Origin of the sequence: Nonomuraea typhae, from assembly GCF_009760925.1 — a bacterium.
Classification (GTDB): Bacteria; Actinomycetota; Actinomycetes; order Streptosporangiales; family Streptosporangiaceae; genus Nonomuraea; species Nonomuraea typhae.
This window is the reverse complement of sequence record NZ_VRLV01000002.1, coordinates 912915-927165: the sequence shown is the minus strand read 5'-3', so window position 1 is coordinate 927165 and position 14251 is coordinate 912915. Positions and strand designations below refer to the sequence as shown.

Annotated in this window: 18 protein-coding genes, 1 tRNA gene and 1 pseudogene; 12 read left to right on the top strand and 8 right to left on the bottom strand. The window is 65.6% G+C overall.

Translation table 11 applies throughout. From position 1 onward, the window contains the following. The first annotated feature begins 1123 nt into the window (after positions 1-1123). Both FVE25_RS10795 and FVE25_RS10790 read left to right on the top strand, forming a co-directional pair. Positions 1124-1489, top strand: coding sequence for a GatB/YqeY domain-containing protein (locus FVE25_RS10795; RefSeq protein WP_157246260.1), 366 nt, complete (start codon positions 1124-1126; stop codon positions 1487-1489). Positions 1490-1860: 371 nt separating this feature from the next. Then, positions 1861-2271 (top strand): hypothetical protein, encoded by a 411-nt coding sequence (locus FVE25_RS10790; protein WP_157246259.1) that lies wholly within the window; start codon positions 1861-1863, stop codon positions 2269-2271. On the opposite strand, the gene FVE25_RS10785 is transcribed toward FVE25_RS10790, so the two are convergent. Together FVE25_RS10785 and FVE25_RS10780 are read right to left on the bottom strand one after the other, a co-directional pair. Next, positions 2272-2802: a flavoprotein gene (locus FVE25_RS10785; protein ID WP_157246258.1), complete on the bottom strand. Its 531-nt coding sequence runs from the start codon at positions 2800-2802 to the stop codon at positions 2272-2274. Next, a complete protein-coding gene (locus tag FVE25_RS10780; RefSeq protein WP_157246257.1) occupies positions 2799-4121 on the bottom strand; it encodes a helix-turn-helix domain-containing protein in 1323 nt (440 codons plus the stop codon). Before FVE25_RS10780 ends, FVE25_RS10785 begins: the two co-directional genes overlap by 4 nt. 345 nt (positions 4122-4466) lie before the next feature. On the opposite strand from FVE25_RS10780, the gene FVE25_RS10775 reads away from it, so the two are divergent. Together FVE25_RS10775 and FVE25_RS10770 are read left to right on the top strand one after the other, a co-directional pair. Further along, on the top strand, positions 4467-4751 hold the full coding sequence (locus FVE25_RS10775; protein WP_157246256.1) for a hypothetical protein: 285 nt from the start codon (positions 4467-4469) through the stop codon (positions 4749-4751). Positions 4752-5002: 251 nt separating this feature from the next. Beyond that, complete coding sequence (locus tag FVE25_RS10770; RefSeq protein ID WP_219825418.1) at positions 5003-5737, top strand: GntR family transcriptional regulator; 735 nt, start codon at positions 5003-5005, stop codon at positions 5735-5737. Here the strand turns inward: FVE25_RS10770 and FVE25_RS10765 are convergent. Beyond that, the gene (locus tag FVE25_RS10765; RefSeq protein ID WP_246266953.1) at positions 5704-6096 is read right to left on the bottom strand and encodes a hypothetical protein; all 393 of its coding nucleotides are present in this window, start codon (positions 6094-6096) and stop codon (positions 5704-5706) included. The two genes, FVE25_RS10770 and FVE25_RS10765, sit on opposite strands and share 34 nt — an antisense overlap. A 159-nt stretch (positions 6097-6255) precedes the next feature. Here FVE25_RS10765 and FVE25_RS10760 point away from each other — a divergent pair, with 159 nt between their 5' ends. The 8 genes and pseudogenes from FVE25_RS10760 to FVE25_RS10725 all read left to right on the top strand — a co-directional run bounded on the left by FVE25_RS10760 (position 6256) and on the right by FVE25_RS10725 (position 11783). Then, positions 6256-6666: a plasmid replication, integration and excision activator gene (locus FVE25_RS10760; RefSeq protein WP_157246255.1), complete on the top strand. Its 411-nt coding sequence runs from the start codon at positions 6256-6258 to the stop codon at positions 6664-6666. Continuing rightward, entirely contained in the window at positions 6663-6920 is a 258-nt protein-coding gene (locus FVE25_RS10755) for a hypothetical protein (protein WP_157246254.1), read from the top strand. Before FVE25_RS10760 ends, FVE25_RS10755 begins: the two co-directional genes overlap by 4 nt. Next, entirely contained in the window at positions 6917-7243 is a 327-nt protein-coding gene (locus FVE25_RS10750; RefSeq protein WP_157246253.1) for a hypothetical protein, read from the top strand. The genes FVE25_RS10755 and FVE25_RS10750 overlap by 4 nt, the downstream gene beginning before the upstream one ends. An 86-nt stretch (positions 7244-7329) precedes the next feature. Then, positions 7330-8757: an FtsK/SpoIIIE domain-containing protein gene (locus FVE25_RS10745; protein WP_157246252.1), complete on the top strand. Its 1428-nt coding sequence runs from the start codon at positions 7330-7332 to the stop codon at positions 8755-8757. Then, entirely contained in the window at positions 8754-8954 is a 201-nt protein-coding gene (locus FVE25_RS10740; protein ID WP_157246251.1) for a hypothetical protein, read from the top strand. Before FVE25_RS10745 ends, FVE25_RS10740 begins: the two co-directional genes overlap by 4 nt. Then, the gene (locus tag FVE25_RS10735) at positions 8951-9097 is read left to right on the top strand and encodes a hypothetical protein (RefSeq protein WP_157246250.1); all 147 of its coding nucleotides are present in this window, start codon (positions 8951-8953) and stop codon (positions 9095-9097) included. Before FVE25_RS10740 ends, FVE25_RS10735 begins: the two co-directional genes overlap by 4 nt. Beyond that, positions 9094-10671: pseudogene (locus tag FVE25_RS10730) on the top strand (replication initiator). Before FVE25_RS10735 ends, FVE25_RS10730 begins: the two are co-directional and overlap by 4 nt. After that, positions 10671-11783, top strand: a complete 1113-nt coding sequence (locus FVE25_RS10725; protein WP_157246635.1) for a tyrosine-type recombinase/integrase — start codon at positions 10671-10673, stop codon at positions 11781-11783. The pseudogene FVE25_RS10730 and the gene FVE25_RS10725 overlap by 1 nt, the downstream one beginning before the upstream one ends. 60 nt (positions 11784-11843) lie before the next feature. On the opposite strand, the gene FVE25_RS10720 is transcribed toward FVE25_RS10725, so the two are convergent. The 5 genes from FVE25_RS10720 to FVE25_RS10700 all read right to left on the bottom strand — a co-directional run bounded on the left by FVE25_RS10720 (position 11844) and on the right by FVE25_RS10700 (position 14160). Then, positions 11844-11915 (bottom strand) — tRNA-Val (locus FVE25_RS10720). A gap of 16 nt (positions 11916-11931) precedes the next feature. Next, complete coding sequence (locus FVE25_RS10715) at positions 11932-12873, bottom strand: ROK family protein (protein ID WP_157246249.1); 942 nt, start codon at positions 12871-12873, stop codon at positions 11932-11934. 58 nt (positions 12874-12931) lie between these two features. Next, entirely contained in the window at positions 12932-13240 is a 309-nt protein-coding gene (locus tag FVE25_RS10710; RefSeq protein ID WP_157246248.1) for a hypothetical protein, read from the bottom strand. 14 nt (positions 13241-13254) lie between these two features. Continuing rightward, positions 13255-13698, bottom strand: a complete 444-nt coding sequence (locus FVE25_RS10705) for a peroxiredoxin (RefSeq protein ID WP_157246247.1) — start codon at positions 13696-13698, stop codon at positions 13255-13257. Positions 13699-13728: 30 nt separating this feature from the next. Then, positions 13729-14160: a DUF3052 domain-containing protein gene (locus FVE25_RS10700; RefSeq protein ID WP_157246246.1), complete on the bottom strand. Its 432-nt coding sequence runs from the start codon at positions 14158-14160 to the stop codon at positions 13729-13731. Positions 14161-14251: the final 91 nt, after the last annotated feature.

Below are 14251 nucleotides of genomic sequence, written 5' to 3'. Positions count from 1 at the left end.
TCGCTTGTAAGGAGCCAAGAACGTCCGCGTCCGGTCTGCGTCCAGCAGTCGGGCGTTTTTTGTATGGGTGGCGAAGCACCTGCGACCGCCACCTAATGGCACGCAAATGGCACGGTGATCATGCTCTTCCGTGCCTCTTCCTGAGGTTTCATGACGCCGGCCGCGACCGTCACGCGCGCTTCTGGCACGGAGATGGCACGAAGTGTCCGTGCGAACGCACATGCGCCCCCCGCCTGGTCATCCCGTCTGCCGTCGCCCACCCGAAGGGGAAGCGGGCCAAGGCCATGGGACAAGCTGGAGCGCCCCACTGGACGAACGACCTTGTCCCCATGGCCTTGGTCTGCTCGGCTTTGCCTGGGCGATGGCAGGCGGAATGACCAGGCTTCCACCTCGGCCACTCCTGGACCGGCAGCCCGGTGCGGCGATCATCCCGGAGCCAGAGCCCCCGCCGGAGGCGTGGGTGTGATCTTTCGTCGGAAGTGAGGCTCAGGGGCCTCGTCGCGTGGAATCAAATTCACGCATCTGACACTCTGCCGCATGTCACTATGGTTTCGTGACTTTGGTCTTCAGCTTGCATAGTCGTTACACCATGTGGGTGGTGGTCGACCGGCGACTGTCGTACGGCGCTGGCAGACCTCCTAGCGACAATGCGATGAAGGTTGCGCATCTCGAGACCACCGACGGTGTCGCCATTCTGGCGTATGCGGGGCTGGGAGCCACGTCCCTAGGTAGGGAACCATCCGACTGGATGGCATCTGTACTGCGTGGACGTGGAGGGCTGACCCTTGAGCAGGCCCTTGGTGTTCTATCGACTGCTGCAACGAGAGAACTTCCCAAGCACTTGTCGATGTTGCCAAAGGGTGTTAGTCGATCGCATTCCATTATTGCTCCCGCCTTCATTAGGAGTATAGGGGCCCGGCTCTACAGTATCGATACACTTATTGACAATGGATCCATCTATCGCAGGTATACGAGCCATCAGCATGTCGATAAGCCCGGATTCCCCAGCCGTCGCCTTGCTGTGGGCGGAAGCGGTGGAGCACATCTAGACAGGCTTGACAAGAAGTGCAAGACCTGGCGGAGGGATCTGCTTGGTCTACTCAGAGCGCACGACCGTGGCAAGGTGTCCGATCTCATGATTGCGGATCGACTGGCCGAAATTAACTATGAGACACACCAGGCAGTTCCGGAGACGGTCGGTCCGCGATGCATCGTCGTCTGGCGCCGCCAGCCTGATGCTCGTCCGCGTCAGTCGCGTGGTAGCGGGCATCAAGCTTACACGGGAACTGATCGTGATCGAAATTCCGATGCACTTCCGACCATCGCAAATGGGTTGGATGTGCGGTCTATCGCTAACGTGTTGATTGGTGAATTTATGGGCCAGCTCACTGAGGACGGAAAGCGGGTGCGCGATTTGGAGATTGACCCAGTAAAAATCAATCAACTGCTTGCGCAGCTTCCGTCTGAACCGGATGAGAGGCTGCGCTGACCGGTGTCGGAGCCGTGAAGGCAGCAGGTCGTTTCGCTAGAACCGACAGTTGCTTGATATGGGACGTAGCAAGCAAGGCATGCCGCTGGTGACTAGCTGCTGTATCCCATGTTGATCTAGCTGGCGGATACATTGGGCTATCGACATGACCCAAGCTGCCGCCGTCCGGGACCGGCCCCTAGGCCGCATGCCCGGACGGCGGGCAGGCGGCGGTGCACCGCCGCCTTGATCCTTATAAGCGCAATTCGGCAGTCGTTGATGCTGGCCTGCCACGCTTAAGGGTCGGCAGCCGTGTCAATAGAGGGTGTCGTTACGAACGGCGACCTATGTATCACTGTTCGATTTTCTCCAGTTTTTGTACGTTCCAGATCATGGCGCGTAAGGGGCAGGGATTCTTCGGGAAGTACTGGGGCTATGCCGTGCTCGTAGCTCTGGCCGCCGGCTGGTTGCTGGTGGAGGACAAGGGGAAGATCGCACCCTTGTTGATCGCGGGCTCACTGATGGCGCTCGTCTACTTCCTCTTTCGAGTTCCGCGCACCTGCGGTGCGCGAGGTCGGCAAGGGCCATGCCGCAACAACGCCCGAGGGCTCCTCTTCGGCTGCAACCAAGTTCGGGAGCACAAACGGCAGAATTTTGCCAGAAAGCTGGGGCGTGACCGCTGGCGAGAGCTTAACCGAGGGTTGTGGATCTCTCCGAAGGAGCGAATTGCGACTCTCGCTTGTATAGGCTCGACCTTCTCGGGAGTTGCCGCCGTAGCTGCAGTGATTCTGGATCGAGGCTGACTAGTTCAGTGACGCCAATGCGAGACCCCACGGGTAGGTGTCGAAGCGGTCGCCTCCGGAGCCGGGAGGGTGTGGTTCGAACTGGCCGGGGCCGAAGAGGATACGGACGCCTTCGGCTCGCAGGGTCTCGACGGCTCGGCGGAAGGCGGTTCGTCCGGCGAGGGCGCTGTTGACGAAGGGCAGGATGGCCACGGGGATGCCGAGTCCGGGGGCTTCGGACAGGACGCCTAGAGCGTAGGTGTCGGCGATGCCTTGGGCGAACTTGTTGATGGTGTTGTAGGTGGCTGGGGCGACGATGATGGCGTCGGCTCTGGGGGACTTGGGCTCGTGGGGCTTGCGGTACTCGCTGCGCACCGGGCGGCCGGTCTGTTTCTCCAGGGCGGCGGTGTCGATGAAGCCAAGCGCTGGTGGGGTGGCGATGAGTTGGACGGTCCAGCCGTCGTCCTGGGCGAGGGTGACGAGGCGGCCGACGTGGGCGGCTGGTCCGGCGGCGCAGACGATGATGTACAGGACCTTGCCGGGTTCGCTCACGCGTGGACTCCCAGGGATGCGGCGTACTCACGAGCTTCGCGCCGGACGCTGATCGGCGCCGTTGCCAGGATGTCACGGATGAGGCGGTGGGCTGCGGCTCGGCCGGTCACCTCTTCGGGGGCAATCTGCTCGGCTGCGCACAGGACGTGAAGGGCCTGCTCGTGCTTACCGCACTGGAGGAACGCGGTGGAGGTGTCCAGCAGGAGCGTCGCCTTGCGTTCGTTGATCGGCAACTGGTCTATCTGGACCTGGCGGGCGTAGTCGATGGCGGTGCCGGCGTCGCCGAGCCGGAGCGCAATGTTCACCCGGTGGCATAGGACGTTGTTGGGGCCGAACGCGGTCCACATGTGGTTGCCGTCGTGTCCGAGCCGGTCGCCGGCGTCCGCGGCTTCGTCCAGGAGTTCGGCGCTGTTGTGCCGGTCGCCGCTGTGCGCTGCGGCGATAGAGCCGCGTAGGAGCAGGGAACCGTAGATGGACAGCTCGTCGTCCGTGGGGTCGCGCATGTCGGCATGCATGCGTACGGCTGCAGCTCGGGTTGCGTCGGTGGCGGCTCGGTGGTGCCCGCCGTCCATGAGGGCGTGGGTGATGATTCGCGAGCTTGATCCGATCATGAGGGGACTCTGGCTGGCGTAAGCCGCTTGGACGCTGCGGTCCGCAGCGAGCCACGCGAGGCCCTTGTCCTCCTGTTTCAGCAGGATGGAGGCGGCCACGTGGTGGGCCTCGGCCGACAGCACGTAGGCGCGGAGCTGGTCATCGCCGGTGAGCCTGCTGCAGGCGGCGCGTGCCGTACGGAGAAGTCCGGGTAGAGCGGCCGTGACCTTTGCGTACTGGCATGCCTGGTAGTTCTGCTTGGCGGCCACCACGGCGGCCGACAGCGCCGCGAGGTCGATCGGGCCATCCGCAGGCGCGGCGTAGTCCACGAGCACGCTGGCGAGAGGTTCCAGGTCGGTGCCGACCTTCGGTATGTCCTCGACCGTGCTCACAACGGCGCTGAAGAGCGCGGCCCCGGTGAGTCCCACGAATTCACGTCGTCGCACGTCGCCCTCCTCCACATGGGTGATCTTCGGGCCGCGTCGGTTGGGGACGAATCCGAGGTCTTCGGGGCTCTTGCCGGTGACTTCGGTGATGGCCAGTCGGTACGGCTCACGCGGCCACTTGACCTCCCCGATTTCCCATCGCCTGACTCGTTCCTCGTCGCAGGTCAGACGGTGACGGAGGCCGCTCTTGCTGAGGTTGATGCTCTGCGCGAAGTCGGCTCGGGATAGCTCATGCTCTTCGCGCCACTTGCGGAGGAGGACGTTGGGCGTCGCCTCAGCCATTCAGGACCTGCTTTCCGACGGGGATCGAAAAGGGGGCTAAGAGGGGGGTCTCTTAGGTGGTCTCGTATCGCGGAATTGCCGGTGGACTTGCCATCAAGCAACAACGTTACGTCAAGCGGCCTCCCGCCACAGGGTGCGCCGGACAAACAAGGAGTTGGCGACGGTGATCCGGCCAGACGAGACGAGCGAGACATCCCCCTGTCCCTCATGTCGGGGGCTTGGGGTCAAGCTGCGCACCTCGCGTCGTGCGCTGTTCGTGGCGGGCGACGGTTCGGATCAACGGATGGACAGGGAGCGGGAGTGTCTCGACTGCCTCGGAGAAGGCCGGGTCGAAGGGAGCGGAAGATGAACCAGAGCGCGGCCGGCCTGGCGGCCGACGTCCTGCACTGGGATGAGGAGCAAAAGCTCGTGCGTCTGGGCTTGCAGCTCGATGCGATTGGCGTCGATGCGACGTTGCGGGACAACAACTCCCTGCTGCTCGTATGGAGGAGCGGGCCGGGGCTGCCGGTGGCGGTCACCGTGGCCGGGCAGGGTGCGTACTACTCGTGGCAGGAGTCGGAGATGCGGCATCCGGCCGACGATGCGACGGGCGCGGCTGCGGCTCTGGCCAAGTACATCGCAGACGCCTGAGGACCGGCGCGGCGAGGTGGATGAGCCCTACCAGGAGGGACGGGTCTCAGCTGGGTCACGTTGACTGCCTCGTCGCGCCTTTTACTACCCCGGCAGACAGTGACATGGTGCTTCCCCCCGTGGCCCAACCCGTAGCGAGGGGCCTGTCTGCCGGGGTCTTCTCGTTGTTGCCGTACAGGTATGTAGACAGGTATGGCGTGGGGGAGTTACCCTCCAACTTGGTAAAACAACCTGTTGGGTGTAGGACGGTCATGATGCCACTTGAGTCCGTGCCGCCGAAGTATGCGCAGCTTGTGCAGACTCTCAAGCGGCGTATTGAAGCCGGCGACTACCCGCCGGGGTCGCTGCTTCCCAGCGAACACCAGCTCATACAGGAGTTCGGCGTTTCGCGGCCTACTGTCGTTGCTGCTTTGCGGGTGTTGCGGGAGGACGGCTGGATCGAGTCTCAGCAGGGCAAGGGGCGTTTCGTGCGTGGCCGGCCTGCGATGTCCTCGGTTGAGCGGTCTCGTCCGGGTCAGGCGTATCTAGTGACGCCTGAGACCGAGTCCTCGGGTGAGGTGGTTGAGGTGGGGGCGGTTGTCGTACCTCATCGGGTGGCGGCGCTGTTGGAGCTGGAGCCCAAGAGCAAGGCGTTCTTGCGGCGACGTGTGGTCACCCGGGATGGTGAAGCCTCTGAGGTCGTCTCGGTGTGGATGGCGTCGGAGTTGTCACAGGGCACCGACCTGACCAGTACCGAACCGCTGCCGCAGGGGCTTCGGGAGCATCTACAGGCGCGCAAGGGTGTGCGCTTCGACCACGTGATGGAGCAGATCACCGCCCGCATGCCCACGGCCGGTGAGGTCAAGCAGCTCGGCATGCCGAAGAACGTGCCCTTGCTGGCGGTCTTCGGCGCTGTCCGGGACGCCACCGGGCAATCGCTTCTGGTGGTGGAAGTGCTTCTTCCCGCCGACCGTCACGAGCTGGAGGACGCGTACCCGGTCTCGTAGGGGACAACCACCACTTGGTCGGCGTCTTCGTAGATCACCCTTCCTGGATCTGAGGACTCGACGCGCACGCATGGCACGTCATGGGCTTTGAGGATCTCCAGGTACCCAGTCACGCGGTCGATGAGATGCGCCGCAGACCTCTTGAACCAGGCGGCAGCTCCGGGGTTCAGCGCGCGGTCGTAGACCGTGGGGTCCTCGTCGGAGGGGTTGGTGAAGTTGGCGTTGTACCAGTCGTTGCTGCTACGCCGAAACTTCTCTTCCGCCTCGGTTAGCTCACCCTCAAAGGCGAGACTGTTCACCAACCCGAACACGCCCGGATAGGTCCCGCGTTGGTTGGGCGTCGGGCTCTGGAACCTCACGTACAACGGGCAACTCCTCGCGTAGGCACCCCGTCTATCTATCGCAACGGTTAGATCGCCGTCACCCTCTCCAGGGCACTTGACCTACCAAGTTGAGTGACCTAATCTCAGATTAGCACTTGATAGGTTAAGTGACTGTCTCTCAAGAGGGGAGCCGTTATGGCTCTGCAAGGTCCGATCCCCGTCACCTACGAGATGCTCTTCCCCCACGGCTGCTACCTGGTCGGGGACGTCGAACCGGTCAAGGACTTCGACGCCTCGACCAACGGCCGGTTCGTCCAGGCACGTGACAAGCAGACGCAAGAGCCGGTCTGGCAGGTCGCGGTCATGGACGCCGACCCGGCCGTCAAGGCCGCGCAGAAGACCGTCGCGGTCAAGATCCTCGCGTCGGTTCAGCCGGTACCGCCGCCCGCGATGCCGGGGATGCCGTTCACCCCAGTCCGGTTCGACCACATCACCGTCACCCCCTACGTCAACGCCAACGGGCGGCTCGCCTACTCGATCCGGGTGCGCGAGATGACCGCCGTACGGCCGGCCGCACCGAAGCCGGTCCGGGAGAACGCCGTATGACCCGCCGCCGCAGCCCGCGCCGCAGCGTCATCCGGCTGACCACTGGCCAGGAAGCACGCGCCACCTGCCACCCGTATCCCTACCGCTCGCCGGTCCTGGCCCTGGACTGCGGCGCCACGTCCGTCCTGCTCACCAGCGACGGCCCGCCCACCCACGCTGACCTGGCGTTCGCTCGTCAGCTCGCGGCGGCCGCCACCCGCTACGCCCTGGCCATCGAGTCCCGCATCCATCAGGCGAAGGAGATCGCCGCATGAGCATCGACCTCGGTCCCTACACCTACGTGACCCTCACCATGACCCCGGACGAGACGCCCCACCTCAACATCACCTTCCACAGCAACGACCTGTGGATCCGTAACAGCGTCCTCGACGATCGGCGGCCGCTGCTGTCGATCAGAAGTCGCGAGGCGGACGTCTCCCTGTCCACCAGCGGACCGGTCACCGACACCGACCTGAGCATCGCCCGCACGCTCGCCGACTCGGCTGCGCGCTACCTGGCCGACTGCGAACGCCTGCACGCCACTCAAAACACCGCCGACACCCCCGTCGTCGCGCTCACCCCGGACGCGGCTGGCTGATGAGAGGTGGGGCCGCTGGAAGCGGCAACTTCCGGCGGCCCCCGATCTTCTCCCCTGACTGCATCATCACGAGAGGCCACCAGCTTATGTTCCGCAAGCTCCCCGGGGACGAGACACACAACCTCGTCTCCACCACCCCCGATACGGCCATCGTCTTCAAACCGGCCGTCGTCAAGACCCCCGCTATTCTCACGATCCTCGTCCTGGTCTGGCGGATGCTCTCCAGCCTGGTTCGCACCACCTGGCGTCACCCCATCGCGGTCTTCTTGATCGTCGCGCCGGTCGTCTTAACCGTCCTGTACGGCTGGCGCGTCGCGCTCCTACTGCTCGCCCCACCGGTGTCCGGGCTGATCGCCTGGGCGCTGCTGGATCGGACCACCTTCGCCCGGCACGTCGGCTATCGGCTGCTGGCCTGGTGGCGGCTGATCTGGGTGTATCGGCGGCACTGGCAACCCGTCATGATCGTCTCCGGGCTCGGCCGCCACCTGCGCGGCCGCGACTACCTGCCCAAGCTCGGCAAGGTCACTTGCACGTCGTGGGCCGACCAGGTCACCGCCCGCGTGCTCAACGGCCAGGCCGTCAAGGACTGGTCCGACCGCACCGAGCAACTCGCGCACGGCTTCGGCTCCGTCACGTGCCGCGTCGCTGTCCTGAAGAGCGGCCACGTGCTGCTCACCTTCCCCCGCCACGACCCCCTCGCCACCCCACTCCCAGCCCTGGCCATCCCGGCCGCGCCAACGCTCGGGCCGGTGGAGATCGGCAAGCGTGAAGACGGCACCCCGTGGACACTGAAATTCCTCGGCACCCACATCTTGATCTCCGGAGCCACCGGCGCAGGCAAAGGCTCCATCATCTGGTCAGTCATCCGCGCCCTCCTCCCAGCCCTGGCCGCCGGCCTGGTCCAGATCTGGGCACTCGACCCGAAACTGATGGAGCTGTCATACGGCAAGCCGCTGTTCGGCGGCCACTACGCAGCCACCCCCGAAGCCTGCGCCGACCTCCTCGACGCCGCCGTCACCCTCATGCAGGAACGCGCGGCACGGCTGGCCGGCGTCCAGCGCACCCACACCCCTACCGAAGAGGATCCGTTCGTCCTGGTCGTGGTGGACGAGGTGGCATTCCTGACCGCCTACCAGCAAGACCGCGACCTCAAACGCCGCATCTCCGCCGCACTGGCCACCCTCACCACACAAGGGCGTGCGGTCGGCGTCGGGGTCATGGCCGCATTGCAGGACCCGCGCAAGGAGGTCATGAACATTCGCAACCTGTTCCCCGACAAGATCGCCCTCAGGTTGGACGAGTCCGAGCAGGTGGACATGGTCCTCGGCGACGGTGCCCGCGACCGGGGCGCCCTGGCCGACCAGATTTCCTCCACCCCGGAGCTGGGTGCCGGGGTCGGCTACGTTCGGCTCGAAACCAGCCCTGACCCGGTTCGCGTGCGGGCCGCGTTCGTCTCCGATGCCGACATCCGCGCCATGGTCACCACCTTCGTGAAAAGCGGTGGTGCGGCATGAAGGTCTCCTTCCTGGGCACCTCCGACGAACTCGAACACGTCGCCGGACGACCCACCCTCATCCTGCTCGGCCTCAACCACCTGCCCCGCCTGACTCTCTTCACCCTCTTCCACCCGCGCATCCTGCGGCACCCGTACCGGGACCTGTACCGGCTCCAGGCAGACATGGCACCACTCGACGAGCGGGGGCGGGCATGAAGCTCACCGCCTTCTTCCTCGACGGTCTGACCTGCGCCTGCTGCCACACCGAGAACACGCTTTGGCTCGACCTGGACGCCGGAACCGCCGAGTGCCGCGAATGCGGCCAGACCGCCGTGACTGACCGGGGGAGTGGCCTATGACAGTTCCCCGTACGCCCCGTGTCGTTCGGCTGGCCCAGCCTCTGGCGCGCGAGGTGGTCGAAGAGATCGCCAAGCTGCACGGCGTCTGCATCCGGCCCGTCGCCCTCAAACGGCTCGACATCCGCACCGGCAAGAGCGACATCATCGACGTCCCATGCGGCGCCACGCTCGACAGCAAGTGCGGTCCCTGCGCTCGACGCAACCGTTTCTTGCGGATGGCCCAGTGCCGAGAAGGGTGGCACCTGGAGCACGAGCCCATCACTGACCCCGCTCCCGCTACCGAGAATCAGCGCTGGCTGGTTGAGTTCCGTGCCGACCTGCAAGCGCGCCGCGACTGCGCCACCGATGAAGACGAGGCGGCCGACTGGGACCAGGCCATCACTGAACTCGACGCCGAGATCAACCGAGCGGGTATGCGTGGCAACGTAGTCGGCCGCACCACCATCAAGCGCAACCGCACCACCAAGCGACGTCAGGACGCCCCCGACCTGCCCAAGCGGAAGATGGCCGCCACCACCTTGGGGCGGGCCTTCGAATCCGGGGACGGTAAGTCCTACCGGCCGTCGCTCTTCGTCACCCTGACCCTGCCGTCCTACGGCAAGGTTCTTAACGGGACCCCCGTTGACCCCGACACCTACAACTAGCGGCGCGCTGCCCGTGACGCGCTGCACTTCTCCAAGCTGGTGGACCGCTTCGTGCAGAACCTGCGCCGCGTGGCCGGGTACGACGTCCAGTACTTCGCCACTGTCGAGCCCCAAAGGCGCCTCGCCCCACACCTGCACATGGCAATCCGCGGGACACTTCCCCGCGCCGAGATGAAGCAGATAGCCGCCGCCACCTACCACCAAGTGTGGTGGCCACAGGCAGACGAACCCCTCGACCATGTCCCGGTGTGGGACGAGACAGCCGGGTACATCGACAAGGCGACCGGCGAAGTCCTACCCACGTGGGATGAAGCCCTCGACCAGCTCGAAGAACCCCAGCACGTCATCCGCTTCGGTGACCAGATCGACGTCAAAGGCGTCCTCGCCGGCACCCCGGACGCCGACCAGACCATTCGCTACCTGTCCAAGTACCTCACGAAGTCGCTCGGACAGACCCCAGACAGCCAGGCCCAGCGCGACCACGCGGCCCGCTTCGTCGACGCCCTGCGCTTCGAACCCTGCTCACCGACCTGCCCCAACTGGCTCAGGTACGGCGTGCAGCCCAAAAACGCCCGGCGGGGGATGACTCCCGGCCAATGCCGCTCCAAAGCTCACAAACCCGAACACCTCGGCTACGCCGGACGCCGCGTCCTGGTCTCCCGCAAGTGGAGCAACAAGACCCTCGCCGAGCACAGGCAAGACCGCCGCACCTGGGTCCTGGAAGCCCTCGGCCAACCCGACGAGCCCACCGACCCTCACCGATACCTCTGGACCCCTGTACCAGCCGGAGACGCCAATCTGGCCCCGCTGACGGTGCGTCTCCTGCACTCCATCCACCAACGCCAACGCTGGCGCGCGCACCTCCGCGAACTCGAAGCCGCCACAAGCTGCCAAGCCCTTTCGGCAACCAAGCAGAGCAGGGCAGCGTGATGGCGAACAAGCCGGGCAAGCGCCGGTTCGGGAGTATCCGCAAGCTCCCCTCCGGGCGATTCCAGATCCGGTATCCGGGGCCAGACGGCAACCTACGTCCGGGGGAGACGACCTATGAGCGTGAAGACATGGCCGAGCAGGCTCTCGCGCTGGTCGAAGCCTCGTTGATCACTGGCAACTGGAGCGACCCTCAACGGGCGAAGGTCAAGCTGGACAAGTACGCGACCAAGTGGATCGCCGAGCGGATCGGCCTGCGTCCACGTACGGTCGAGATCTACAAAGGGCTCCTCCGGCGCCTCATCAGGCCGTACCTCGGCAACGTCACTCTTGCGAAGCTCGACACGGCGGCGGTCCGTGAGTGGCGGGCAACGCTGGAGGCCAAGGGCGTCGGTCAATCCGAGATAGCTAAGGCGTACAGGTTCCTGCGAGCCGTCCTCATGACGGCGGCCGACGATCGAGTCATCCCGCGCAATCCGTGCCGCATTCGGGGTGCCGGTGAGGAGAAGCCGGAGGAGCGGCCGACCCTCCCCGTAGCCAAGGTGTTCGAGCTGGCCAAGCTTGTGCCTAAGCGCTTCCTTGCCTTGATCCTGCTCGCCACCTTCGCGAGTCTGCGGTGGGGTGAGGTCGCGGCACTTCGCCGCAAGGACCTGAACCTCAAGGCTGGCACCGTCAGCGTTCGGCAACAACATGTCGAACTTGACACCGGCGAACTGCTGGTCGGCCCGCCCAAGTCCCGCGCGGGCGTCCGGACCGTGGCCTTCCCATCAGCGATCATCCCCGAACTCCAAGAGCACGTGGACACGTTCGTGGCCGACGAAGACGACGCCCTCATCTTCACCGGAGCAAGAGGCGGCATCCTGCGCCGCAGCAACTTCCGTCGCGCGGCCAAGTGGGATGAGAACACCAAGAAGATCGGTTTCCCAGACCTCCACTTCCACGATCTCCGCCACACGGGCAACACGATCGCGGCCAGTACGGGCGCAAGCCTGAGAGACCTCATGGACCGCATGGGCCACGACTCGGTCCGCGCCGCGCTGATCTACCAGCACGGTACGGCGGAGGCCGACCGCAGGATCGCCAACGCCATGGACGCGATGATCAACCCCGCCTAATGGCACGCTAATGGCATGAAAGCCCCGCAGCATGATCGCTGCGGGGCATGTATGTGCAGGTGGACGATACTGGGTTCGAACCAGTGACCCCTCGCTTGTAAGGCGAGTGCTCTACCGCTGAGCTAATCGTCCTGAACGGCACTACACCTTACGACACCAACGGTGCCGAGCGCACATTGACCGTCCAGCCTGCCCCGATCTCCGGGCGGCCGGCGGCGCGCCAGCCCAGGAGGGAGGCGCCGAGCATGCCGGCGTCCACGCCCAGGGCGGCGGGGAGCAGGGGTGGGGCGTCGCGGAAGGCCAGGCGCTTGACCAGTCGGGTGCGGACGGGGTCGAACAAGGCGGGGCCCGCTTCGGCCAGGCCGCCGCCCAGGACGATCATGGTGGGGTCCAGGAGGAGCGTGTAGGTGGCCAGGGCCAGGGACAGGGCTTCTACGGCTTCGTCCCAGACCTCTACCGCTATCGGGTCGTCGGAGGCCACTACCTCTTCCGCCTTCACGCCGGAGACGTTGGCTCGTTGGCTGTAGCGGCGGCCTACCGAGGCGGCCGAGGCGTAGGTTTCCAGGCAGCCGAACTGGCCGCAGGCGCATTGTTCGCCGTCGGGGAAGACCGGGATGTGGCCGATTTCGCCGCCCCAGCCCGAGGCGCCGCCGTAGGGCTCGCCGCGGAGGATCAGGGCGCCGGCTATGCCTGTGCCTATGGGCAGGAAGAGGAAGTCGTCGACGCCTCTGCCCGCGCCCAGGACGCTTTCCGCCAGGCCGCCCGTCTGGACGTCGTGGCCCAGGCGGACCGGGACGTCGAGGGCGGTGAAGTCGGCGGCGGGGACGTCACGCCAGCCGATGTTGGCCGAGTACAGGGCTGAGTTCTCCGAGACCAGGCCCGGGACCGCCAGGCCGACGCCTGCGGGGATGCCGTCGCCGGAGGCGGCCAGGTGGCTGATGAAGTCGCGGATGGCCGTCACGACTGCGGCGGGGCCGTCTTCGCGCGGGGTCGGGCGGCGCTCGGTCAGGAGGACGACGCCGGACTCGCTGACCAGGCCGCCCTTCATGGACGTGCCACCGACGTCGAGCGCGACAACGAACGAACTCATTGCGGACACGAAAGGAGACGATAGCGCAGCTCAGCATATGTCCGGAAAAATCGCTGGCTCATGTACGGCCCAGCACCCGGTTCAACGCCGCCTCCACCTCGGCGGACAAGCCGGGCGGAGCCTCGGGGGTCAGGAGGCCGGCCGAGCGCGCCTGCCGTACCGAACCACAGGAGCGGCATTCGACCTCGCCCAGCCTGCAGATCAGCGCGTTGGACCCGCACGTGGCGCAGGTGTCGAGGTCGAGGTCGTGCAGGCGCTGGCAGTCCGGGCAGATGAGCACCTGCGACTCGTCGCGTACCCCGCGCTTCCACGGGCTCGCGCCGCGCACCGGGTCCGTCTGCCGGGCCCCGCAGCGATAGCAGGGCATCGCATCCTCCGTCGTCACGAAATCTCGGCGAGTGCCTTTGCGTAGTCGGCCACGTCACGTGCCGTGCCGATCGGGTTCACGATCGACCAGCGGATCACGCCGTCGCCGTCGATGATGAAGGTCCCCCGCTGAGCGAGCCCCTTCGCCTCATCGAACACACCGTACGCCCGCGCGACCTGTCCGTGTGGCCAGAAATCTGACAGCAGTGGGAATGTATAGCCCTCTTGGTCCGCCCATGCACGGTGGGTGAACACGGAGTCCACTGAGACGGTCAGGATGTGCGCGTCCGCCGCGAAGTCCTGCAACGCCGACAGTTCGCTGTTGCAGACGTTGGTGAAGGCCAGCGGATAGAAGACCAGCACGACCCGGCGGCCCCGGAAGCCGGAGAGCTTGACGGGGGTGCCGTGCTGGTCCTGGAGTTCGAAGTCTGGAGCAAGGGCGCCCACCACTGCGTTCACACAGCCATGATGGCAGGCGCTCAGGCTCCCTTAGCGTCGGCCCTTGCTGGGCGTGACGAGTCTGGTCCCCGACCAGTCGGGTGCGGCGGAGATGCTGCTCGTCTGCGAAAGACCCGCGGTAGCGGCATCCTCCCCGATGTCGCTCGGCTCCACGTGGCCGTCGCGCCCGGCCTTGGGAGTCAGCAGCCAGATCTGGCCGCCCTCTGCGAGAGATCGCATGGCATCGCTCAGAGCGTCGAAGAGGTCGCCGTCGCCGTCGCGCCACCACAGCAGCACCACGTCCACGACATCGTCGCTGTCCTCATCGAGCAACTCACTGCCGGTCAGGTTCTCGATGGACGAACGAAGTTCGTCGTCGGTGTCCTCGTCCCAACCGATCTCCTGCACCACCTGACCCGGCTTGAGACCGAGTCGTTCGGCCAGGCCGCGCTCGCCCTGCGCCTGACCCGCGGTCGCGCTCACGTTTATCCCTCCTGCTTGAGTGACCCCGCTTTTGCGGTTTATCGCTTCGGGACAGTCCACACGCTGTGACCCTCAGTCGTCAACGGTCGCC

Excerpts from the sequence above, each read along its gene's own strand:
- FVE25_RS10725 (WP_157246635.1), top strand. The coding sequence starts at position 10,671 with ATGGCGAACAAGCCGGGCAAGCGCCGGTTCGGGAGTATCCGCAAGCTC.
- FVE25_RS10780 (WP_157246257.1), bottom strand. The coding sequence starts at position 4,121 with ATGGCTGAGGCGACGCCCAACGTCCTCCTCCGCAAGTGGCGCGAAGAG.
- FVE25_RS10760 (WP_157246255.1), top strand. The coding sequence starts at position 6,256 with ATGGCTCTGCAAGGTCCGATCCCCGTCACCTACGAGATGCTCTTCCCC.
- FVE25_RS10770 (WP_219825418.1), top strand. The coding sequence starts at position 5,003 with ATGATGCCACTTGAGTCCGTGCCGCCGAAGTATGCGCAGCTTGTGCAG.
- FVE25_RS10715 (WP_157246249.1), bottom strand. The coding sequence starts at position 12,873 with ATGAGTTCGTTCGTTGTCGCGCTCGACGTCGGTGGCACGTCCATGAAG.
- FVE25_RS10735 (WP_157246250.1), top strand. The coding sequence starts at position 8,951 with ATGAAGCTCACCGCCTTCTTCCTCGACGGTCTGACCTGCGCCTGCTGC.
- FVE25_RS10750 (WP_157246253.1), top strand. The coding sequence starts at position 6,917 with ATGAGCATCGACCTCGGTCCCTACACCTACGTGACCCTCACCATGACC.
- FVE25_RS10790 (WP_157246259.1), top strand. The coding sequence starts at position 1,861 with ATGGCGCGTAAGGGGCAGGGATTCTTCGGGAAGTACTGGGGCTATGCC.
- FVE25_RS10745 (WP_157246252.1), top strand. The coding sequence starts at position 7,330 with ATGTTCCGCAAGCTCCCCGGGGACGAGACACACAACCTCGTCTCCACC.
- FVE25_RS10710 (WP_157246248.1), bottom strand. The coding sequence starts at position 13,240 with ATGCCCTGCTATCGCTGCGGGGCCCGGCAGACGGACCCGGTGCGCGGC.
- FVE25_RS10755 (WP_157246254.1), top strand. The coding sequence starts at position 6,663 with ATGACCCGCCGCCGCAGCCCGCGCCGCAGCGTCATCCGGCTGACCACT.
- FVE25_RS10740 (WP_157246251.1), top strand. The coding sequence starts at position 8,754 with ATGAAGGTCTCCTTCCTGGGCACCTCCGACGAACTCGAACACGTCGCC.
- FVE25_RS10775 (WP_157246256.1), top strand. The coding sequence starts at position 4,467 with ATGAACCAGAGCGCGGCCGGCCTGGCGGCCGACGTCCTGCACTGGGAT.